Source organism: Rhizorhabdus histidinilytica (assembly GCF_900167915.1).
GTDB classification, from domain to species: Bacteria; Pseudomonadota; Alphaproteobacteria; order Sphingomonadales; family Sphingomonadaceae; genus Rhizorhabdus; species Rhizorhabdus histidinilytica.
The window spans coordinates 233,605-256,824 of sequence record NZ_FUYM01000003.1; the positions used below are offsets into that span (position 1 = coordinate 233,605).

Annotated in this window: 14 protein-coding genes and 1 pseudogene; 11 read left to right on the forward strand and 4 right to left on the reverse strand. The window is 68.7% G+C overall.

Translation table 11 applies throughout. The annotated features are described in order from the left end of the window. Nucleotides 1-56: 56 nt before the first annotated feature. Nucleotides 57-2,453, reverse strand: coding sequence for an endopeptidase La (lon, locus tag B5X82_RS07840; RefSeq protein ID WP_079647564.1), 2,397 nt, complete (start codon nucleotides 2,451-2,453; stop codon nucleotides 57-59). After that, nucleotides 2,450-2,872 (reverse strand): Hsp20/alpha crystallin family protein, encoded by a 423-nt coding sequence (locus tag B5X82_RS07845; RefSeq protein WP_079647565.1) that lies wholly within the window; start codon nucleotides 2,870-2,872, stop codon nucleotides 2,450-2,452. Before B5X82_RS07845 ends, lon begins: the two co-directional genes overlap by 4 nt. A 253-nt stretch (nucleotides 2,873-3,125) precedes the next feature. On the opposite strand from B5X82_RS07845, the gene B5X82_RS07850 reads away from it, so the two are divergent. From B5X82_RS07850 to B5X82_RS07885, 8 genes and pseudogenes are all read left to right on the forward strand, one after another. After that, nucleotides 3,126-4,616: a carboxylesterase/lipase family protein gene (locus B5X82_RS07850; RefSeq protein ID WP_079647566.1), complete on the forward strand. Its 1,491-nt coding sequence runs from the start codon at nucleotides 3,126-3,128 to the stop codon at nucleotides 4,614-4,616. A 70-nt stretch (nucleotides 4,617-4,686) separates the two neighbouring features. After that, on the forward strand, nucleotides 4,687-6,090 hold the full coding sequence (locus B5X82_RS07855) for an FAD-binding oxidoreductase (RefSeq protein WP_079647567.1): 1,404 nt from the start codon (nucleotides 4,687-4,689) through the stop codon (nucleotides 6,088-6,090). Nucleotides 6,091-6,142: 52 nt separating this feature from the next. Beyond that, complete coding sequence (locus B5X82_RS07860; protein WP_079647568.1) at nucleotides 6,143-6,904, forward strand: FadR/GntR family transcriptional regulator; 762 nt, start codon at nucleotides 6,143-6,145, stop codon at nucleotides 6,902-6,904. Between the two features lie 180 nt (nucleotides 6,905-7,084). Continuing rightward, nucleotides 7,085-8,365, forward strand: a pseudogene (locus B5X82_RS07865) (efflux RND transporter periplasmic adaptor subunit). Nucleotides 8,366-8,624: 259 nt separating this feature from the next. After that, nucleotides 8,625-11,810 carry an efflux RND transporter permease subunit gene (locus B5X82_RS07870; RefSeq protein ID WP_079647569.1) on the forward strand — a complete coding sequence of 1,062 codons (3,186 nt, stop codon included), beginning with the start codon at nucleotides 8,625-8,627 and terminating at the stop codon, nucleotides 11,808-11,810. A gap of 11 nt (nucleotides 11,811-11,821) precedes the next feature. Continuing rightward, nucleotides 11,822-13,243, forward strand: a complete 1,422-nt coding sequence (locus tag B5X82_RS07875) for an efflux transporter outer membrane subunit (protein WP_079647570.1) — start codon at nucleotides 11,822-11,824, stop codon at nucleotides 13,241-13,243. An 86-nt stretch (nucleotides 13,244-13,329) separates the two neighbouring features. Continuing rightward, the gene (locus B5X82_RS07880) at nucleotides 13,330-15,147 is read left to right on the forward strand and encodes a sensor domain-containing diguanylate cyclase (RefSeq protein ID WP_079647571.1); all 1,818 of its coding nucleotides are present in this window, start codon (nucleotides 13,330-13,332) and stop codon (nucleotides 15,145-15,147) included. A gap of 87 nt (nucleotides 15,148-15,234) precedes the next feature. Continuing rightward, nucleotides 15,235-17,862, forward strand: a complete 2,628-nt coding sequence (locus B5X82_RS07885) for a M1 family metallopeptidase (protein ID WP_079647572.1) — start codon at nucleotides 15,235-15,237, stop codon at nucleotides 17,860-17,862. A gap of 19 nt (nucleotides 17,863-17,881) precedes the next feature. On the opposite strand, the gene purU is transcribed toward B5X82_RS07885, so the two are convergent. Next, nucleotides 17,882-18,736: a formyltetrahydrofolate deformylase gene (gene purU, locus B5X82_RS07890; protein WP_079647573.1), complete on the reverse strand. Its 855-nt coding sequence runs from the start codon at nucleotides 18,734-18,736 to the stop codon at nucleotides 17,882-17,884. Nucleotides 18,737-18,840: 104 nt separating this feature from the next. Next, complete coding sequence (locus B5X82_RS07895; protein ID WP_223811264.1) at nucleotides 18,841-19,503, reverse strand: response regulator; 663 nt, start codon at nucleotides 19,501-19,503, stop codon at nucleotides 18,841-18,843. A gap of 125 nt (nucleotides 19,504-19,628) precedes the next feature. Here B5X82_RS07895 and B5X82_RS07900 point away from each other — a divergent pair, with 125 nt between their 5' ends. From B5X82_RS07900 to B5X82_RS07910, 3 genes are read left to right on the forward strand one after another with little or no spacing between them, the layout of a single operon-like run. Beyond that, nucleotides 19,629-20,258: a response regulator transcription factor gene (locus B5X82_RS07900; protein WP_079647574.1), complete on the forward strand. Its 630-nt coding sequence runs from the start codon at nucleotides 19,629-19,631 to the stop codon at nucleotides 20,256-20,258. Beyond that, nucleotides 20,255-22,744 (forward strand): CHASE3 domain-containing protein, encoded by a 2,490-nt coding sequence (locus B5X82_RS07905; protein WP_079647575.1) that lies wholly within the window; start codon nucleotides 20,255-20,257, stop codon nucleotides 22,742-22,744. Before B5X82_RS07900 ends, B5X82_RS07905 begins: the two co-directional genes overlap by 4 nt. Continuing rightward, entirely contained in the window at nucleotides 22,741-23,121 is a 381-nt protein-coding gene (locus B5X82_RS07910) for a response regulator (protein WP_079647576.1), read from the forward strand. The genes B5X82_RS07905 and B5X82_RS07910 overlap by 4 nt, the downstream gene beginning before the upstream one ends. The last annotated feature ends 99 nt before the right edge of the window (nucleotides 23,122-23,220 follow it).

Consider the following 23,220-nt stretch of genomic DNA (forward strand, 5'->3'; position numbering starts at 1 on the left):
GTTTATAGATCAATAGATCGAATGCTCGATACTCCAACGCCCATTGGCTCTAATCGTCAGGACTTCGCCGGCAGCGGATCGAGCCCCTGATCAAGCGCGTCCTCGACCTTCTCCAGCCAGACGAACTCCAGCTTCTCGCGCGCATTGGCCGGGATATCGTCATAGTCGCGGCGGTTGCGCGCGGGCAGCATGACCCGGGTGATCCCGGCGCCCGCCGCCGCGACCACCTTCTCCTTGATCCCGCCGACCGGCAGCACCAGCCCACGCAGCGATATCTCGCCCGTCATCGCGGTGTCGCTGCGCACCGTCCGGCCGGTCAGCAGCGAGGTCAGCGCCAGGTACATGGCGACGCCCGCGCTCGGCCCATCCTTGGGCGTGGCGCCGGCCGGGACGTGAACGTGGATGTCGCTCCGCTCGAACGAGGCCGTGTCGATGCCCAGCGTCGCCGCGCGGCTCTTGACCAGGCTGAGTGCGGCTTGCGCGCTCTCCTTCATCACGTCGCCGAGCTGGCCGGTGAGGATCAGCCGTCCGCTGCCGGGCATCCTGGTCGCCTCGATGAACAATATGCCGCCGCCGACCGGCGTCCAGGCGAGCCCGGTCGACACGCCCGGCACGCTGGTGCGCTGCGCCACCTCGTCCTCGAAGATGCGACCGCCGAGCACCTCGGCCACGTCCGCCTCGCCGATCGCGACATGGGTCGCGCTGCCGTCGGCGATGCGCACGGCGGCGTGACGGATCACCTTGCCGATCTCACGCTCGAGATTCCGGACGCCGGCCTCGCGCGTGTAGTAGCTGATGATCGCCTCGAGCGCGGCATCGTCGATCTCGACCTGCGCATCGGTCACCCCATTCGCCTCGAGCTGGCGTCGGACCAGGTAGCGCCGGGCGATATGGAGCTTCTCCTCCTCGGTATAGCCGGGGAGCGAGATCACCTCCATGCGGTCGCGCAGCGGCCCCGGGATGGTGTCGAGCATGTTCGCTGTGGCGATGAACAGGACTCGGCTGAGATCGAACGGCACGCCGAGATAATTGTCGCGAAACGTCCCGTTCTGCTCTGGATCGAGCACCTCGAGCATCGCCGCCGACGGATCGCCCTGGATGCCGCGGCCCAGCTTGTCGATCTCGTCGAGCATCATCACGCAGTCGCGCGTGCCGGCCTTGCGGATCGCCTGGATGATATTGCCCGGCATCGCCCCGATATAGGTGCGCCGGTGGCCGCGTATCTCGGCCTCGTCATGGACGCCGCCCAGGCTGACGCGGACGAATTCTCGCCCCATCGCCTTGGCGATCGACTGGCCGAGCGAGGTCTTGCCGACCCCCGGAGGGCCGGCGAAGCACAGGATCGGCGCCTTGCCTTCGGGCGCGAGCTTGCGGACGGCGAGATATTCGATGATCCGCGTCTTGATCTTCTCAAGTCCGTAATGGTCGGCGTCGAGCTGGGTGCGCGCCTGGCCGATGTCGATCTCCTTGGGCTCGGGCAGCTTCCAGGGCAGCTCGGTCAGCCAGTCGAGATAGGTGCGGATGATGCCGTGCTCCGCCGCACCATCGGGCATGCGCTCCAGCCGGCGCAGTTCCTTGGTCGCCTGCTTCTCGACCTCCTCGGGCATGCCGGCCTTGGCGATCGCTTCCCTGAGCTCCGCGATCTCCGCCGAATTGCCGTCGTCCTCGCCGAGCTGGCGCTGGATCTCGGCCATCTGCTCGCGCAACAGATGCTCGCGCTGGCGATGCCCCAGCTTCTCCTGCACACCCTTGCCGATCTCGGCCGACAGGCGCAGCACCTCGAGCCGCTGGGCGAGCAGCGCCATGACCTTGTCGAGCCGCGGCTGCAGCGCGATCGTCTCCAATATGCCCTGCTTGTCGTCGGCGCCTATGTCGAGATAGGCTGCGGTCAGATCGGCGAGCGCGCCCGGCGCCGCGATGGTGCGGATCGCCTCGGCCAGGCCCTGCGGCGCCTGCGGCAGCAGGCTGACCGTCTCCAGCGCCTGATTGCGCAGGTTGATGAAGCGCGCCTCGACCTCGGCGCCCTCGGGCGCCGGCTCCTCGATTCGTTCGATCCGGGCGACCAGGAACGGCCACCCGTCGAGAAACTCGACGATCCGGAAACGCGCCTCGCCCTGGACGATCAGATGGTGGGTCTCGTCAGGGCCGGTGATGTAGCGCAGCACGTTGGCGATCGTGCCGGTGCGGTGCATGTCGAGCGGGCCGGGCTCCTTCGCCTCGGCGTCGCGCTGGGTCAGCACGCCGACCGGCCTGCTCTCGCGCACCGCCGCCTGCGCGGCGTTGATCGAGACGGGGCGGCCGATGGCGAGCGGCATCACCACCTCGGGAAACATCACGAAGTTACGGACCGGCACGATGATCATCGCGTCGCCGGGCAATTCGGGCAGGCGGGGCCCCGTCGCCGCAGGCGCCTCACCGGTATCGATCGTCTTGCTGTCGGCCAGGTCGGTCATCGCCGCGGCCCTCCATTCACCTTGTTCAACGTCACGAGCAGGCATCCGTTGACGCCCGCCCGGCGAACCGAATCATAGCGCCCTGCCGGCAGCGGCAGACGCCGCTCGAAATGCCCCTGGGGCAATTCGAGCTGATGGATCCTGGCGGTTCGCAGCTCCGGCGGCAGGATGCGATAACCGCGCACGACCAGCACACCGTCCTCGATGAACGCCTCGGTCTTGTCGAGATCGACCCCCGGCAGCGCCACGAGGACGAGCAGCTCATGCTCGGTCTCCAGCATGTCGGCGGGCGGTTCCCAGGCGGGGGTGCCGCCGCTCGCGCGCGACGGGGCGAAGGCCCGCTGGTGCAGGCGCTGCACCCGGTCGATCAGGTCGACGGCCTCGGCCCACATCCAGTCCCGTGATCGGCCAGAATTCATGTGACGTCCTCTCTCGCGGCAGGGGATGGCGCTGTCGGGCGCCGGCCGCTCCCCTTTATAAGGAAAGCCGGACGCCCGATTTCAAGCGGCACCCGAAACGAGCCCGGCCTCCCGACCTTCCCGACGCCGGGCGGCCGACGAAGTTCCCGCGGCACGGCGGCGGCATGGCAAAAGCGCACCGGTACGATGCAATGCCGGGCGAACTGACGCGTATATGGGTTTAGACGGGACGGAAGATGGACAGGAGAATGTGATGGCAGACGCAATCGCCGACACGACCGCGGGGACGGTCCGTGGGATCAGCGAAGGAGGCGTCCGCCGTTTCCTCGGCATCCCCTATGCCGCCGCACCGGTCCGCGCGCGCCGCTTCGCCGCACCCGAGCCGGCCGAGCCCTGGGAAGGGGTACGCGACGCCACCCGTCCCGGCCCCACCGCCCCGCAGCGGGTGAAGGATTTCCCCGGCCTCGATATCGCACCACTGATCGGCACGGGCTGGGTCCATGGCGACGAATATCTCTCCGCCAACGTCTGGACGCCCGACGCGGATGGCGACGGCGGCGGCCGGTCGGTGATGGTCTGGATCCACGGCGGCGGCTTCGTGATCGGCAGCAAGGACGCCGCGATCAGCGACGGCAGCGCCTTCGCCCGCGACGGCATCGTCTGCTTCGCGATCAACTACCGCCTCGGCGTCGACGGCTTCCTGCCGATCCCCGGCGTGCCCACCAACCTGGGGCTGCGCGACATGATCGCAGCACTGCACTGGGTGCGCGCCAACGCCGCGGCGTTCGGAGGCGATCCCGACAATATCACCGTCTTCGGCGAGTCGGCGGGCGCGATGGCGATCGCCGACCTGATCGCCTCGCCATTGAGCAAGGGCCTGTTCCGCCGCGCGATCATTCAGAGCGGCCACGGAGCGATGACGCGCGAGATCGCGGTGATGCAGCGGCTCGTCAAGAAGCTCGCCAAGCTGCTGCGGATCAGCCCCGACAAGGCGGGCTTCGAAAGCGTCCCGCTCGACGCGCTGCTCGACGCGGTCGAACGGATATCTCTGCCGACCGCCAAGATCGACTTGCGCGACTCCAGCGGCCATGAGCCGGTGTTCGGGATCAGCCGCTTCACCCCCGTCCATGGCGACGACGTGCTGCCGCTCCAACCGCTCGAGGCGCTGCGGCAGGGGGCGGGCGCCGAGGTCGACGTGCTGATCGGAACCAATGCGGAGGAGATGAACCTCTACCTCGTCCCCTCGGGTATCCGCGACAGGATCGGCGGCCTTCTCGCCACCTTCCTGCTCAGCCGCTCCCAGCCCAAGGCGCGCAAGGTGCTCAAGGCCTATGGGCTGGGCCAGCGCGACGTGTCGGCGGGCCAGGCGCTCACCGATGCGATGAACGACCTGGTCTTTCGCTGGCCCGCCCGCCGCTTCGCCGAGGAGCATCGGGGGCGCACCCATATGTACGAGTTCGACTGGCGCTCGCCCGCCTTCCGGGGCGAGCTCGGCGCCTGCCATGGGCTCGAGCTGCCCTTCATGTTCGATACGCTGGCGGTCGCGACCGGGCCGCAGGGACTGGTCGGCGCGAATCCGCCGCAGGAGCTGGCCGATCGCACCCATCGCATCTGGACCGGTTTCGCGCGTGACGGCAGCCTGCCCTGGGCGCCGTTCGATCCCGACAAGCGGCTGGTCTATTCGCTGGTCGACGGGTTGGCGCGGCCTGAGCCGGTGATGCCGGCGCAGCCCTTCTTGCCCTGAGCAAAACAGACCTTTCTGAAAGGTTAGCTATCTGATAGGTGCACGAGCAGCCTATCAGGGAGACCACCGGATGACCGCGCCGTTCACCGTTCACGACCGCAAGCCGCTGCCGACGGGCTTCCTTGACGACGTCCGGGCGGTGGTCGGCGACCGGCTCGGCACCGGCGATGCGATCCGGCTCCAGCACGGATCGAGCGAGACCCATTTCGATCCGGTGCTGCCCGACGCGGTGGCGTTCGTCCGGTCGACCGAGGAGGTGGCCGCGCTCGTCAAGCTCTGCGTCGCCGCCGAAGTACCGGTCGTCGCCTTTGGCGCGGGCACCTCGCTGGAGGGCAACGTCACGCCGGTACGGGGAGGCCTGACGATCGATCTCTCGGAGATGGACGCGATCCTCGCGGTCAATCCCGAGGACTTCGACTGCACCGTCCAGGCCGGTGTACGGCGCGAGCAGCTCAACGAGCATCTACGCGACCAGGGCCTGTTCTTTCCGATCGATCCCGGCGCCAATGCGACGATCGGCGGCATGGCCTCGACCCGCGCCTCCGGCACCAACGCGGTCCGCTACGGCACGATGCGAGAAGCGGTGCTGTCGCTGCGGGTGGTGACGCCCGACGGCCGGATCGTCCGCACCGCCCGGCGCGCGCGCAAATCGGCGGCGGGCTACGACCTGACCCGGCTGATGATCGGCGCGGAGGGGACGCTCGGGATCATCACCGAGATCACCCTGCGCCTGCACGGCATTCCCGAGGCGATCTCCGCAGCCGTTTGCGCGTTCGAGACGCTTCAAGGAGCGGTCGACACCGTCGTCCAGTCGATCCAGATCGGCGTGCCGGTCGCCCGGATCGAGATCCTCGACGAAGCGCAGATGCGGGCGTGCAACGCCTATTCGAAGCTCGACTATCCCGAGAAACCCACCCTGCTGTTCGAGTTCCACGGATCGGAACGCCATGTGCAGGAGCAGGTCGAGACGGTACGCGAGATCGCCGGGCACAATGGCGGCGGCGATTTCCTGTGGTCGAACCGGCCCGAGGAGCGCAACCGGCTGTGGAAGGCACGGCACGAGGCCTATTATGCCGCGATGAACCAGCGCCCCGGTGCCGTGGGCTGGTCCACCGATGTCTGCGTGCCGATCAGCCGACTGGTCGAATGCATCGTCGAGACGCAGGCGGACCTGGCACGCTCGACCGTCCCGTCGACGATCCTGGGCCATGTCGGCGACGGCAATTTCCACGTGGTCTTCGCGATCGATCCGAACGCCCCCCACGAAATGCACGAGGTCGAGGCGCTCAACGAACGGATCGTCGCCCGCGCCCTGGCGATGGACGGCACCTGCACCGGCGAGCACGGCATCGGCCTGGGCAAGCAGCAGTTCCTGCTCGACGAGCTGGGCGACGCGGTCGACCTGATGCGGTTGATCAAGCGGACGATCGACCCGAAGAACCTGTTCAATCCCGGCAAGATATTCCAGCTATGACCTTTACCGTCATCCCGGCGGAGGCCGGGATCTCGGGAGAAAGGAGACGAGGTTGAGGCAGGAGACGCCCGAGATGCCGGCCTCCGCCGGCATGACGCCGGAGCGGGAATCCCCCGCACATCCGGGCGGATCGCTGGTCCAGCACGCGATGCAGGCCGTTCGCGACCATATCCGCGACAATGGGCTGCGAGTCGGCGACACGCTGCCCGGCGAGGGCCATTTCGCCGACCTGCTGGGGGTCAGTCGCGCGGTGATGCGCGAGGCGTTCGGCGCACTCGCCGCGCTGCGGCTGATCGACGTCGCCAACGGGCGGCGCGCCCGCGTCGGCGCGATCGACGGCACGGTGATCGCCGCCTCGCTCGACCATGCGGTCGCCACCGCGCAGGTGTCGATCATCGAGATCTGGGACGTCCGTCGCACGATGGAGGTCCGCACCGCCGAACTCGCGGCCGAGAATCGCACCGAGGAGGAAGCCGCGCTGATCGTCGCTTTGGCCGAGGCGATCGCCGATGCGGGCGACGACCGGGCCCGGGTGGTCGCCGCCGACATCGCGCTGCACGAGGCGATCGCGCGTGCCGGCCACAATCCGCTGTTCCTCCAAATCATCCGTTCCTTCGCGCCGATGATGCAGCGGGTCGTCCCCGCCGCCTGGCGGACGCGGACCACCGAGGACGAACGCGCCGACATGATATCCCGCCACCGCGCGCTCGCCCGGGCCATCGCCGATCGCGATCCGCAGGCGGCCCGCGCGGCGATGGCCAGCCATTTCGACCGGACGATCGACGACATGCTCCGCCTCGATCAGGCGCGATAGAGCCTTCCTGATCGCTCGATATTCGGTCCGGATTCGGTTCCGAACCGATTTCTTCCAACGCGCATAGTTATTTTTGCATGCGGGCGAACGGCCTTCGCACTTGCAATATATGTAACCGATCGGTACTTACGGTTGATACGTACCGTTCTGTTACATTTTGCTTACGCAGGGACACGCAACATGTACCTCTCCGAACTCAAGGGGGATCCGGCCCAACTGCCCGAGCCCGAGCAGCAGCAGCCGACGCGAGCCCCCCGCTTCACCCGCAAGCGCGCCGCTTATGCCGCGCTGCCCGTCGCGGGCCTTATCCTGTTCGGCGCTTATGGCCTGATCGGGCATGACAAGGCGCAGGCGGATACCCAGCCGCTGCCGACCGTCACGGTCAGCCAGCCGATCGAGCGCTCGATCGTCGAATGGGACGACTATGTCGGCCGGTTCTAGGCGAGCCAGGCGGTCGAGATCCGGCCGCGCGTCTCGGGCGCCCTCACCGGCATCCACTTCAAGGACGGCCAGATCGTCCGCAAGGGCCAGCTCCTCTTCACCATCGACCCGCGCCCCTTCGCGGCGGCGCTGGCCGAGGCGCGCGCCCGCGCGGCGAGTGCCGCGACAGCGCTGTCGCTGGCGCATGCCGACCTCGCCCGCGCCAACCGGCTGATCGCCGACCAGGCGGTGAGCGCCGAGGAGGTCGACTCGCTGCGCGCCCGCGTCCAGTCGGCCGAGGCCGCGCTGGCGGCGGCGCGCGCGCAGGTCCAGGCCCGCCGCCTCGACGTTGAGTTCACCCAGGTCCGCGCGCCGATCTCCGGTCGCGTCTCTGACCGGCGGGTCGACATCGGCAATCTCGTCTCCGGCGATGCCGCGGCAAGTGCCACCGTGCTGACCACCGTCAACGCGCTCGACCCGATCTATTTCAGCTTCGACGGATCGGAATCGCTCTACCTCAAGCAGCGGCGCCAGAAGGACGGCAGCGACCGTGTCGAGATCCGTCTGCAGGACGAGCCCGACTATCGCTGGAAGGGCAAGGTCGATTTCACCGACAATGCGCTCGACAACGGATCGGGAACGATCCGGGGCCGCGCCGTCGTCGACAATCCGAACTATTTCCTGACGCCGGGCATGTTCGGCAACATGCGGCTGGCGGCCGGCGGCGCGCGCAAGGCGCTGCTCGTCCCCGACGCCGCAGTGGTCAGCGACCAGGCCCGCAAGGTCGTCTATGTCGTCACCGGCAAGGACAGCAGTGTCGAGGCCCGCCCGGTCGAGGCCGGCCCGTTGATCAACGGTCTCCGGGTGATCCGCTCGGGGCTGAAGCCGAAGGACCGCGTGGTGATCTCGGGCGTGCAGTTCGCCGCCAGCGCACCCAAGGTCCAGACCATAGCCGGCCGCATCGAGGCCACCAAAGTCGCGGCGGCCCCGGCCGTCCCCGCGCCGATATCGTCACAGGCGACGCTGGCGGCAGCGCGCTAGAGCAAGCACTGGAGCATCGAGCGTTTAATCTTCCGCTCATCCTGGGGAGGGACTGAACGAAGGCGAAGGCCCGTCTTGAGGGGCCACTCCTTCGAGACGCCATTTCGCCTTCGCCCAATGGCTCCTCAGGATGAGCGGGTCAGATAAAAAGCCCGATGCTCTGAACCAACCGACAACCGCCCGCGCGGCGGCCTGACGCCCTTCCCGCGCGGAAGGGCGAACGGCCCCGTTCGCGCCGGCGCCACAGGGGAACGGGGCCATGCGCCTGAGCCATATCTTCATCAAGCGGCCGATCTTCGCCGGCGTCATCGCCGTGGTGATCACCATCGTCGGCGCGCTCGCCTTCTTCGGCCTGCCGATCTCGCAATATCCCGACGTCGTGCCGCCCACCGTCACGGTCAGCGCGACCTATCCGGGCGCGTCGGCCGAGACGATCGCCGACACCGTCGCCTCCCCGCTGGAGCAGGAGATCAACGGCGTCGACGACATGCTCTACATGTCGAGCCAGGCAACGAGCGACGGCCGGCTGACGATCACCGTCACCTTCAAGCTGGGCACCGACCTCGACGAGGCACAGGTGCTCGTCCAGAACCGGGTCGCGCTGGCCGAGCCGCGCCTGCCCGAGGACGTCCGGCGCCAGGGCGTGGTGACGCGCAAGACCTCGCCCGACTTCATCCTCGTCGCCAACCTGATCTCGCCCGACAATTCGCTCGATCGCGGCTATATCTCCAATTATGCGTTGACCCAGATGCGCGACCGGCTCGCCCGCATCGAGGGCGTCGGCGAGGTGCGGCTGTTCGGCGCGCGCGATTATGCGATGCGGATCTGGATCGATCCGGGCCGCGCCGCCGCGCGCAACATGACCGCGGGCGAGATCGTCGCCGCGCTGCGCGCCCAGAACGTCCAGGTCGCAGCCGGCGCGATCGGCAAGCCGCCCGAGGCGACCGGCGCCTATGAGCTGAACGTCGAGACTCAGGGCCGCCTCTCCACCCCGCAGCAGTTCGCCGACATCGTCATCAAATCCGACGCCGAGGGCCACCTGACCCGGCTCAAGGACGTTGCACGCGTCGAGCTGGGCGCCGAGGACTATGGCATCAACATGTATCTGAGCGGCCAGCCGTCGCTCGGCATCGCGGTGTTCCAGCGGCCGGGATCGAACGCACTCGCCACCGCCGACGCGGTCCTCGCCGAGCTCAAGCTGATGTCTGAGAAGTTCCCGCGCGGGCTCGATTATCGGGTGATCTACAACCCCACCAACTTCATCCGCGAGTCGGTCAACGCCGTGCAGCACACCCTGCTCGAGGCGGTGGTGCTGGTCGTCATCGTCATCCTCGTCTTCCTGCAGAGCTGGCGTGCGGCGATCATCCCGGTGATCGCGATCCCGGTGTCGCTGATCGGCACCTTCGCGGTGCTCGCGGCGATGGGCTATTCGCTCAACAACCTGTCGCTGTTCGGCCTCGTCCTCGCGATCGGCATCGTCGTCGATGACGCGATCGTCGTGGTCGAGAATGTCGAGCGCAACCTGGAGCATGGGCTGAGCCCGATGCAGGCGTCGTTCCGGTCGATGGACGAGGTATCGACCGCGCTGGTCGCAATCGTGCTGGTGCTGTGCGCGGTGTTCGTGCCGACGATGTTCCTGACCGGGCTGACCGGCGAATTCTATCGCCAGTTCGCCGTCACCATCTCGTCGGCGACGATCATCTCGCTGATCCTGTCGCTCACCCTGTCCCCGGCGCTCGCCGCCCGGCTCCTCAAGCCGAAGGCCGAGCATCTGCCCGCCGGCGGCTGGCGGCGGATGGCCGCGATCGGCGCGCAGCGCTTCAACGCCGGCTTCGACAAGCTGAGCGCCTTCTATGCCGCGAGCACGCGCAAGCTGCTCGCCCGGCCGAAGCGGGTGCTGTTCTCCTATGCCGGCCTGCTGGCGCTGACCGCCGCGCTGTTCGGCGCAACCCCGGTCGGCTTCATCCCGTCGCAGGATCAGGGCTATCTGATGACCGCGATCTTCACCCCGCCCGGCACCTCGCTCGCGTCGACCGACGCGACGATGCAGGCGGTCGCCAGGAAGATGCTGAAGGTTCCAGGCGTCAAGGGTGCGGTGATGCTGGCCGGCTATCACGGGCCGAGCGGCACCACCGCCTCCAACGCGGCGGTCGCCTTCCTCGTCTTCGACAGCTTCGAGGAACGCGCGAAGAAGGGCCTGACCGAGGAGAAGATCCTCGCCGAGGCGAACAAGGCCGCGCACGGCTTCGACCAGGCGCATATCTATGTGCTGAAGCCGCCGCTGATCCGCGGCATCGGCACCGGCGGCGGCTTCAAGATGATCCTGCAGGACCGCTCCGGCCAGGGGCTGGAGAAGCTCAACCAGGCCGCCTGGGCGATGATCGCCGAGGCGAACAAGGACCCCAGCCTGAAGATGGTCTACACCAACTTCGAATATGGCGTGCCGCGCCTCTACGCCGATGTCGACCGCGCCAAGGCCGACATGATGGGCGTACCGCCGAGCCGCGTGTTCGAGGCGCTGCAGGTCTATCTGGGGTCGGCCTATGTCAACGACTTCAACCTGCTCGGCCGCACCTATCGCGTGACCGCGCAGGCCGACCTGCCGTTCCGCGACGACGCGAGCGATATTCAGCAGCTCAAGACCCGGTCCGACCGGGGCGGGATGGTGCCGCTGGGCGCGGTCGCGACGGTCGAGGACCGCAACGGCGCCTATCGCGTCGTCCGCTACAATCTCTATCCGTCGATCGAGGTCGAGGGCGACGTCGCTCCGGGCCACAGCAGCGGCCAGGCACTGGCGGCGATGGAGGCGCTGGCCGCCAAGCTGCCGGCGGGCGTCGGCACCGAATGGACCGAGGTCGCCTATCAGCAGAAGCTGGCCGGCAGCGCCGCGATGATCGTCTTCGCCGCGGCGGTGCTGTTCGTCTTCCTGGTGCTGGCGGCGCAGTTCGAAAGCCTGATGCTGCCGCTCGCGATCATCCTGATCGTGCCGATGACGCTGCTCGCGGCGATGACCGGCGTGAACCTGCGCGGGATGGACAACAACATCCTGACGCAGATCGGCCTGGTGGTGCTGATCGGCCTCGCCGCCAAGAACGCGATCCTGATCGTCGAGTTCGCCAAGCAGGCCGAGGAGGAAGGACTGTCGCCGGTCGAGGCGGCGGTGCGCGCGGCGAAGGACCGGCTGCGGCCGATCCTGATGACCAGCTTCGCCTTCATCCTCGGCGTGGTGCCGCTGGTGATCGCGACCGGGCCGGGCGCCGAGCTGCGCCAGGCGCTCGGCACGGCGGTCTTTTCCGGCATGCTGGGCGTGACCTTCTTCGGCCTCGTCTTCACGCCGACCTTCTACGTCGCCACCCGCAGCCTCGCCGACCGCTTCGCGAAGCGGTTCGGCCGGCATGCGGACGGCCGGGACGACGACGGCACCGCCGCCGTCCCCGCCGAATAAGGGAGGAAAACATGCTGAGGAAACTGCTGCTCGCGGGCTCGGCGCTGCTGACCGTCGCCGCCGCCGGACCCAATTATGTCCGCCCGGCGGACCCGGCCGGCGCCGACGGCCCGTTCATCAAGGCTCCGGCCGCCCCCATCACCCAGGCCGAGCCCGATCAGGCTTGGTGGCGGCTCTATCAGGATCCGGTGCTCGACCGGCTGATCGCCGACGCCTTCGCGGCCAACACAGACCTGCGCATCGCGGTCGCCAATCTCGACAAGGCGCGCGCGCTGCTGCGCGAAAGCCGGGCGGGTCGCCTGCCGCAGACCGACGTCTCCGCCGGGGCCAATTACGGCCGCCTGCCCGCGACCCAGCGCCCGGCCGGCGCACAGCGCGAGGACTGGTCGTTCGACGCGGGGCTGTCGGTGTCCTACGAGGTCGACCTGTTCGGCCGGGTCGGCCGCTCGATCGAGGCCGCGCGCGGCGACGCGCAGGCAGCCGAGGCGGCACGCGACGCGGTCAAGGTGGCGATCGCCGCCGAGACGGCCCGCGCCTATGCCGACGCCTCCTCGGCGGTCGAGCGGCTCGCGGTCGCCGAACGCACGCTTGGCCTGCTCGACCAGGTCGTCGACCTGACCGCAAAGCGTTTCGAGGCCGGCCGCACCTCGAAGCTCGACCTGTCGCGGGCCTCGGCGCTGCGCGAGCAGCAGCGGGCGACACTCTCCCCACTGCGCGCCCAGCGCGATGCGGCGCTGTTCCGGCTGGCGACGCTGACCGGCCGGACGCCGGCCGAGCTGCCGCCCGAGGTGGGCGCGCGCACGCTGACGCTGCGGCTCGACCGGCCGATCCCGGTCGGCGACGGGCGCGGCCTGCTCGCCCGGCGCCCCGACATCCGCGAGGCAGAGCGCAGGCTGGCGGCGGAGACCGCGCGGATCGGCATCGCCACCGCCGATCTCTATCCGCGCATCTCGCTCGGCGGCTCGGTCGGGTCGACCGGCCCGTCGCTCGGCGACATGTTCGGCGGCGGTCCGCTGCGCTGGCTGCTCGGTCCGCTGCTGAGCTGGAACTTCCCCAACCAGGAGGTCGGCCGCGCGAAGATCGCCCAGGCCAAGGCATCAACCCGCGCCGCGCTCGCCGGCTTCGACGGAACCGTGCTGCGCGCGCTGGAGGAGACGGAGACCGCGCTCTCGGCCTATGGCCATGAGCTGGAGCGCCGCGAGGCGCTGCGCGAGGCGGCGGCGCAGGCGCAGACCGCCGCCACGATCAGCCGCGCCCAGCTCCGCGAGGGGCGCGTCGACTTCCTGACCGTGCTCGACGCCGAGCGGACCTCGGCCAGCGCCGATGCCGACCTGGCCGAGTCCGACGCGCGGGTGACCAACGCCCAGGTCGACCTGTTCCGCGCGCTCGGCGGCGGCTGGCAGGCCGGGGACGGCAGGATGGCGTCGCGCTGAGCGGTTCATCCGCAATTTTGCGGAGGGTGCACAAGACCGGGCCGATGATCTAACGTCGCGCCATCGAGAGGCTGGCGGGCGGCACCATGCGCATAGCGACGATCACCAACTGGGCCTATGGCGTCACCCTGTTGCTGACCTTCGGCTCGGGCGCGGCCTTCATGGCCTCGGTCCGGGCCGACGGCGACGAGCGGATCGCCGTCGAGCGCCGCTCCGACTATATCCGCATCGCCGACGACATCGAGCTGATCGTCGAGCGGATGACCGATCAGGCGCGGCTCTACGCCATGCGCGGCGAAGCCGCGCACAAGACCGCCTGGCTGCGCGACCGTGACGATGTCGGCGTGGTCGATCGCACCGTCGGCCGGCTTGGCGCGCTCGGCATCCCGCAGCACGAATATGCCGAATTGCTGACCGCCGACCGCGACCTCGACCGGATCGAGGCGATCGAGCGGCGCGCGATCGCCGCCGTCGACCGCGGCGACCGGGCGGAGGCGCAGCGGCTGCTCTACGGGCCTGACTATCTGGCGCTCGACGCCGGGGTCGACCGGTCGCTGAGCGCGTTCAAGAAGGCGCTGAAGGCGCGCGCCGAACGCGATCTCCAGCGCGCCCGCGAGCGCGCCGACCGCTGGGACGACATCGCCCGGCTGCTGCTGGGGCTCACCGGCCTGCTGTTCCTGGCCGTGCTCTACTTCATCCTGTCGCGGCGGGTGGCGCGTCCGCTCGCGCATATGAGCGACGTCGTCGTCCGCATGGCCGATCGCGATTTCGACGCCGACCTGCCCGACGACCGCCGCCATGACGAGATCGGCGAGGTGACCCGCGCGCTCCGCCTGTTCCGGCGCAACAGCATCGAGCGCGAGCGGCTCGAGCATGAGCGCGACGAAGACCGCCGGATCAAGGACCTGATCGCGCGGATGATGCACCGCATGCAGGGCTGCGACGTCGAGGCCGAACTGGCCGACGTGGTGGTCTGCTACGCGCCGCAGATCTTCCCCGACCTCGCCGGCCACATCTTCGTCTACGACCATGGCCGCGGCCGGCTGGCGACGATCGGCCGCTGGCAGGACCCGAAGCTGACCATCGCCGATTTCGCCCCCTCCTTCTGCTGGGGCCTGCGCCGCGGCCATTCGCATCGCAGCAATGCGAAGGGAGAGGACATCTGCTGCCAGCATATCGGCGACATCGACGGGCAGGACTGCCTTTGCGTGCCGCTGATGGCGCAGGGCGGCACGGTCGGGATGCTCTATTTCGAGGGACAGGACGGCGACGGCCGCTATGCCGAGCGGGCGATCTATCTCGACCTGATGTCGGAGAATATCGGCCTGGCCCTCGCCAACATCCAGCTCCGGGCGACGCTCGGCGCGCTGGCGACTCGCGATCCGCTGACCGGCCTTTCCAACCGTCGCCATCTCGAAGAGGTCTTCAACGTCGAGCGCGCGCTGGCGGAAAGCCAGCGCACGCCGCTCGGCTGCCTGCTGGTCGACATCGATCATTTCAAGCGCTTCAACGACGCCTTCGGCCATGACGCGGGCGATCTCGTCATGCAGCACGTCGCCCAGGTGCTGAAGGCCCACGCGCGCGAGCGCGACCTTGCCTGCCGCTATGGCGGCGAGGAGTTCGTCCTGCTGATGCCCGGCCGCGACAGCGCCGCCGCCGCCGAGCGGGCCGAAGAGATCCGCCAGACGATCCGCAAGGTCTCGCTTGCCTATCGTGGTCGTCCGCTGCCGCCGGTGACGGTGTCGATCGGCGTCGCTGCCTTCCCGGCCGAGGCCGACGCCGCGAGCCTGATCAGCGTCGCCGACGGCGCGCTGCTCGCCGCCAAGGAGAACGGACGCGACCGGGTGGTGATCGCCGGCCAGACGCCGCCGGGGCCGAAACACCGGGTCCGGGCCGCCTCCTGATCGCCCCCTCCCGATGCTACGCCGGCGCGGCTTGCCAGGTGTATTAGTCGACTATATGACCTTGGCATTCCATTCGAAGGGGGTTCCATGAAGAAGCTGCTTGCCGCCGTTGCCCTGGCGGCCCTTTCCGTTCCCCTCTCCGCCGCCGCGCCCGTGGCCGAACCGGTGCCGCTCGGCATCCTCTCCGACGCCGCGACGCCGCTCGCCTATCGGCTCGACCTCACCATCCTGCCCGACCGCGAGCGCTTCTCCGGCCATGCCGAGATCGACGCGACGCTCAAGGGCGAGACAGGGTCGCTCTTCCTCCATGGCCGCTCGCTGAAGGTCGCGCGCGTTGTCGCCAGGGCGGGCGGCCGCACGGTCGAGGCACGCTATAGCGAAGTCGACGGATCGGGCGTCGCGAGGCTCGACTTCGCCAGCCCGCTGCCCGCCGGCAAGGTGACGCTGGCGTTCGACTATGACGCCGCGTTCGGCGACGGCGCATCGGGCCTCTACCGGGTCAAGGTCGCCGACCAATGGTATGCCTGGACCCAGTTCGAGTCGATCGATGCGCGCGCCGCCTTTCCCGGCTTCGACCAGCCCGGCTACAAGACGCCCTTCACGGTCTCCGTGACGACCCGGCCGGGCGAGGTCGCGATCGGCAACAGCCGCGAGGTCCGCACCACCAAGGTCGGCGACCTCGTCCGCCACGAATTCGAGGCGACCAAGCCGCTGCCGACCTATCTGGTCGCCTTCGCCGTCGGTCCCTTCGCTACCGCGACCGGCGCCGTTCCGCCGACGGCCGAGCGAAAGGAGCCGCTGCCGATCGGCATCGTCGGCACCCAGCCCTACAAGGACAAGCTCGGCTATGCACTGGAGAACACCGGCCCGATCGTGACGCTGCTGGAGAAATATTTCGGCACCGCCTTCCCGTTCCCCAAGCTCGACCAGATCGGCTCGCCGGTGATGCCGGGCGCGATGGAGAATGCCGGGGCCGACATCTATGGCGACACCATCCTGCTGCTCGACCGGGGCGCCTCGACCGACCAGAAGAAGACCTTCGGCATGGTCGTCGCGCACGAGCTGTCGCACCAGTGGTTCGGCGACCTCGTCACCCCCGCCTGGTGGGACGACCTGTGGCTCAACGAGAGCTTCGCCAACTGGATGGGCTATCGCATCGGCAACGAATGGCGCCCGGACCTGAAGATCGGCGCGGGCGCGATCGACGAGGCGTTCGCGGCGATGAACGTCGACGCGCTGAAGGCGGGCCGGCCGATCCACCAGCCGATCAAGACCAATGGCGAGATCGATAGCGCCTTCGACCAGGTCACCTATGGCAAGGGCGGTCAGGTGGTGGCGATGATCGCCGCCTATCTGGGCGACGAGAAATTCCGCGACGGCGTCCGCCTCCACCTCAACCGCTATGCCTATGGCAATGCGACCACCGACCAGTTCTTCGGGTCACTCGCCGACGCGTCGCACGATCCGCGCGTGCTCGAATCGCTGCGGAGCTTCGTCGATCAGCAGGGCGTGCCCGTGGTCCGCGTCGAGCGGACCGCAACGGGCCTGTCGGTGGCCCAGAAGCGCTATGCGTTGCTCGGCACCCAATTGCCGCAGCAGAGCTGGATCATCCCACTGTGCATCCGGGTCGGCGAGAGCCGCGACTGCACCCTGCTCGACAAGCCGTCCGGCACCGTGCCGATCACCGCGAAAGGGGCGATCATCCCCAATGCCGGCGGCACCGGCTATTACCGCTTCTCCCTTCCCGAGGCCGAGTGGAAGACGCTGATCGCCGAGGCGGCCAGCCTGCCGCCCGGCGAGGCGCTGGCGCTGACCGACAGCCTGTGGGCCGGTTTCCGCGCCGGTGAGGTGGCGCCGTCGCTGCTGCTCGACGCCACCCGCGCGATGGCGGCGAACGACTATTCGGTGGCGGCGACCGCCGGCGGCCTGCGGCTGGCGGGTCTGCGCCAGCGCGGCATGATCTCGGGCGACGCGGTCAACGGCTATCGCGCCTTCATGGCCGACATCTACCGTCCCAAGCTCGCCGCGATCGGCTTCGACCCGCGCGCCGGAATCTATGCGTCCGACGACGGCGACCGGCAGAAGCTGCGCGCCGACCTCGTCACCCTCGTCGCGGGCGAGGCCGGGGACAAGGCGCTGATCGCAACGCTCGCCACCGCCGCCAAGACCTGGCTCGCCGGCGACAAGGCGGCGCTCGATCAGGCCTTCTTCGGCGCCGGGCTGGGCGCCTATCTGGCCGCCGGCGGCGACGCCGCGGTCGCGACGCTGTTCGAGAAGGCGGTGACCAGCGACGACACGCTGTTCCGGGACAGCGCGATCGGCGCGCTCGCCAGCACCGACAGCGCCTCGGCGGGCCGCTGGCTGCTCGATCATCTCGGCGACAAGCGGCTGCGCAGCGGCGATCGCACCGCGCTGATCCAATATATGGCGCTCGAACCGGCGACCCGCGACATGGCCTATCAGTGGATGATCGGCCATTATGCCGAGCTGGTGAAGAATGCCGGCATCTTCGTCGCGTCGCAGCTTCCCGCCGTCCCGGTCCGCTATTGCTCGGCCGAGAAGGCGGCGGCGGTCGAGGCCGCCCTGCGGCCCGAGATCGTCCGCTACCAGCGCGGCGCGCTGGCGCTCGACCGCACCGTCGAGCAGATCAACAGCTGCGGCGTGCTGCAAGCCCGGCGCGGCGCCGAGATCGCGGCCATGTTCGGGGGCAAGTGACGCCCCCTGCCGGTCGCGCCTAGCTGAACACCACCGTCGTCGCGCCGTTCATCAGGACGCGGTCCTCCAGCACGGCGCGGACCGCGCTGGCGAGGACGCGGCGCTCGATGTCGCGGCCCTTGCGGACGAGATCGTCGGGGGTGTCGCGATGGCTGACCCGCTCGGTGTCCTGTTCGATGATCGGCCCCTCGTCGAGGTCGGCCGTCACGAAATGGGCGGTCGCACCGATCAGCTTGACCCCGCGCGCATGGGCCTGGTGATAGGGCTTGGCACCCTTGAAGCCGGGCAGGAAGCTGTGGTGGATGTTGATGCAGCGCCCGGCCAGGAAGGCGGCGAGGTCGTCCGACAATATCTGCATGTAGCGGGCGAGCACCACCAGATCGGCGCCGGTCGCCTCGACGATCGCCTTGATCCGCGCCTCCTGTTCGGCCTTGCTGTCGCGGCTGACCGGCAGGAAGTGGAAGGGAATGTCGCCGAAGTCGAGGTGGGCATAGGTCTCGCGCGGATGGTTGGAGACGATGCCGACCGGCTCCATCGCCAGCTCGCCGATCTTCCAGCGGTAGAGCAGGTCGGCGAGGCAATGGTCGAACTTGCTGGCGAGCAGCAGCACCTTCTTGCGCTCGGCCGACGCCCGGAAGCTGTGGTCGAGCCCGTGATCGGCTGCGACCGATGCGAAGCCCGCCGCGAGCTGCCCGATCGTGGCGCCGCCGACCAGCGCGAATTCCACCCGCATGAAGAAACGTCCGGTCAGCAGGTCATCGAACTGCTGCGCCTCCAGGATGTTGGCGCCATGCCGCGCCAGCGAGGTCGACACGGCGGCGACGATCCCGGGATGGTCGACGCAGGACAGGGTGAGGATATGGGTCTCGGCCACGGCAGCTCCAGGCGCGCTTCAGGGTCTCGGACGGCCGAAGGGCCGCGCCTGCCGCTTGGCTGCCGCCGCCGGGCCGGTCAAGTCCCCCCTGACGGACGACGGCATCAATCCGGCGCCGATCCTTGCGCCCGCGCGATCGCTTCGATCGTCAGCGCGCGAACGGTGGGCCATGCCGCGCGATCGTCCTGCAACGACAGCCAGGCGGCGCTGAGCGTCGGAAAGCCCAGGGTGCCTGCCAGCCCGCCCATGCGGTGGCCAATCGGCCGTGCATCCGCCCCGCCGTCGATCTGGGCGACCGCCTCGGCAAGGTTGGCGTGCAGCCGGCCGATCATCGACGCCGCGCCATCGGCCCCCAGCAGCGCGGAGAGCTGCCCGCCCTCGGCCGGCGCTTCCGTCGACGGCACACCGTCGCCGAGCCAGCGGCATACGGCCGCGACCAGCGTCCTTCCCTCGAACGGCTTGGCGATCCAGCCGTCGAATCCGTGATCGGTGAAATAGCGTTCGCCCTCCGCCGGATGAAGGCCGGTGAAGGCCAGGATCGGACAGTCCGCACCGCGAAGCACCGCGGCGACCTCCCGGCCATCGTCCCGGCCGAGCTCGATGTCGACGAGGATCAGGTCATAGCGCCGCACCGCCAGGCTGCGCAGCGCCGCCGCGCGGTCGGCGGCATGATCGATGTCGATCGGCAGCGACCGCAGCAGCGCGCTCACGATCGCACGATAGGCCGGCTCGTCATCGACCAGGAGAATCCCGTAATTTTCCCGCATACTCGCCAAGCCCAAAAAATTATAATAACCAACGATCATCCTGCGTTCCATCGACCTTTCGGGAGGGCCGGGTCGGAAAGCAGAGGAGCCAGGGCCGTTCCGGCCGGAACATGTCGGGAGGAGGCGTGACGATCGGAAGGATATTGATCGCGGACGACCATCCGTTGATCCGTGAGGGCATCCAGCTTTCCATCAGGGCGCGGCACCCCGGCCATATCGTCGATGTCGCCGGCTCGATCGCAGAGGCCGAGGCGCTGGTCCAGCGCAACGGACCCTACAAGCTCCTGCTGCTCGACTATGAACTGCCCGATGCCAACGGCTTCGGGGGCTTCTTCCGCCTTCAGCACCTGCTCGGCCGCACGCCGATCGCGATCATCTCCGCGCATGACAGCGAACAGATGGTGGCAACGACCCAGGCGGTCGGCGCGGCCGGTTTCCTGTCGAAGCGCCAGCCGCTCGACGCCACCATCGCCGGCATCGAGATCATCCTGGCCGGCGGCCGTGTCTTCCCCACCTCCGCAGGCCCCGACACCCATATCGACATGCTGCGCAAGCGGCTCGACAGCCTTTCGGGCGCCCAGCGGCGCGTCCTCCTGGCGCTGGCAGGGGGAGACCTCAACAAGCAGATCGCCGCCGATCTCGGCGTGTCGGAAGCGACGATCAAGGCGCACCTGTCGGCGATCTTCCGCAAATTGGGGGTAACCAATCGTACCCAGGCGATCCTGATGATGCGTCCGTTGCTGCAGCCTTCATGACGCTGACCCTGCCGCACCAGCACAAGATCCGGCCGAGTTGGCTGCAGATCGGCCTGATCGCCGCAATCGGGCCCCTGCTGCTCGCAGCGATGGCCGTCTGGTTCGGGGGAGAGAGCCGCCGCGGCGAGGCCACGCGCCACGCGCTGCAGGCGAGCTTCGTCTACCAGCGCGAGGTCGAGCGCCTGTTCTCGCTGATCAAGGACGCGGAAACCGGGCAGCGCGGCTATCTGATCAGCGGATCGCGCGCCTTCCTCGGCCCCTATGACGACGCCAGCGCGAAGATCAACGCGCAGGTCCGCAAGGTCGAGCGGCTGCGACCCGATTATGCCGACGACATGCAGTTCGATCGGCTGAAGCAGCTCATCGGGGACAAGTTCGCCGAAATGCGCCTGGTCATCGACATGCGCGACCGTCTAGGCCCCGAAACCGCCGCTGTCCGGCTGCGTGAGGGACTAGGCAAGCGCCAGATGGACAGCATCCGGTCGATCATCGGGAAGATGGAAGCGCAGACCGACCGCGAGGTCGCGGCGCTGCAGCAGCACCAGGCGGAGCGGCTCGCCCATAATCGGACGGTCATCTGGAGCGCGATCGCCTTCATCGCGGTGATCGCCGGCCTGCTCGGATTCCTGCTCGGCCGCGGCCGGCGGACCAACAACCGCCTCGCCTTCGAGCATCGCGAGGCCGCCGCGCGCCAGCGCGCGATCTTCGATAGCGCCACCGACGGCATCATCCTGATCAACCCGAGCGGCAGCATCGAAACCATCAATCCCGCCGCCGAGCGCATGTTCGGCTATAGCGCCGACCAGCTTTTGCGCCGCGACATCTCGACCCTGGTCGACATCGCGCCGGGCAACGGCTCCTTCCTCGAGCGGCTCGGCATCCGCGACGGACAGTTGCAGAAGACCGAGCTGATCGACCTGACCGGCCGCGACCGGCAGGGCGAGCCGGTTCCCGTCGACGTCGTGCTCGGCACCATGCCGTTGCCCGACGGCATCCACGTCGTCGCGGCGCTGCGCGACGCCGCCGGCCGCAAGGAGATCGACCGGCTCAAGGATGATTTCATCTCGACCGTCAGCCATGAGCTGCGCACGCCGTTGACCTCGGTCGTCGGCTCGCTGACCCTGCTGCGCAGCGGCGCCGCAGGGCAATTGCCGGCCGAGGCGCAGCGGCTCGCCGAGATCGCCGAGACCAACAGCCAGCGGCTGATCCGCCTGATCAACGACATCCTCGACATCGACCAGATCCGCAAGGGCCGGATGGCCTTCGACTATGCGGTGATCGACCTGCGCGACGTGATGACCAAGGCGGCGCATGCGATGCAGGGTCTGGCCGATCGCCGTTCGATTCGGATCGAGACGCTGATGCCGGCGACGCCGGTGATGGCCTGCGCCGATGCCGACCGGCTGATCCAGGTGGCCGGCAATCTGCTGTCCAACGCCGTCAAATTCTCGCCGGAGGAATCGATCGTCCGGTTCGAGCTGATCGAGGGCCGCGACGACCACGTCATCCAGATCACCGACAGCGGGCCCGGGATTCCCCCCGAGTTCGCCAAGAACATCTTCAACCGCTTCGCCCGCGGCAGCCATCCCGCGCGCCAGATCATCGCCGGTACCGGCCTCGGCCTCGCCATCTCGCGGGAGATCGTCCGCAGTCATGGCGGCGAGATATCGTTCGAGAACCGCAGCGAGGGCGGTGCCCGCTTTGCCTTCAGCATCCCGCGCGACACGACCCAGGCCTCCGAGACTATCGATATCGGATCGGCGCGGCTGCTGATCTGCGAGGACGACGCCGATGCGGGGCGGACCGTCCAGTCGATCCTGACAGCGCACGGCTATGCCAGCGACCATGTCACGACGATGCGCGAGGCGATCGCCCATGCCCGGTCGCAGCCCTATGCGGCGATCCTGCTCGACATGACGCTGGCCGATGCCGACGGCTCCGACGTGATCTGGGCGATCAGCAGCGACCCCGGCACCGGCAAGCCGCCGATCATCGTCATCTCCGGCATCGCCCCGCCCGCCGACCTCGATCATCAGCCCTATGCCGGCTGGTTGCAGAAGCCGTTCGATCCGCGGCGGCTGATCCAGCTCATCCAGCGCGCGATCCGCCGCCAGGGGCAGAGCAAGGCGGTGATCCTCCATATCGACGACGACGGCGACACGCGCGAGCTGTTCGCGGCGGCGCTCGCCGGGCGCGGGCTGCTGCTCAACGCGACCAGCCTGTCCTCGGCCCGCGCGATCCTCGACGAACGCCGTCCCGACGCGATCGTGCTCGACCTCGGCCTGCCCGACGGATCGGGGCTCGCGCTGCTGTCCGAGATCAAGTCCTGGGACAAACCCTTGCCCGTCATCGTCTATTCGGCCCAGGAGATGGACGAGGAAACCCGGCGGCTCGCCGATGCGGTGCTGGTCAAGTCGCGTCGCGCGCTGCCGAAGCTGACCTCGACGGTGCTCGATATCGTCGACCGTCATGGTGGACCACAATGACCGAACAGACCCGCATCCTCTATGTCGACGACGAGCCCGACATCCGGCTGATCGTCGAGCTCGCCTTGCGCATCCGGCCTGGGATCGAGGTCCGCACCGCCGATTCGGGCGAGGCGGCGCTGGAGGTGCTGAGCGGCGGCGACTGGCGGCCCGACCTGACGATGGTCGACGTGATGATGCCGGGGCTGACCGGACCCGACGTGCTCGCGGCGATGCTCGACGATCCGGAACTGGCGAAGATACCGGTGGTGTTCGTCACCGCCCGCGCCCGTCCGCAGGACGTGCGGACCTATATCGAGCAAGGCGCGAAGGGCGTGATCACCAAGCCCTTCGATCCGCTGACCCTGGCCGATCAGGTGCTGGCGCTGATCGCCTAGGCCATTCCCCTCTTTCGCGGGGTTGGCGGGAGGAGCCGAGGGCCGGACAGTGATGAAAATCACTGGCCTTGCCGCGGCATCTGCCACAAGCTGGGCGGC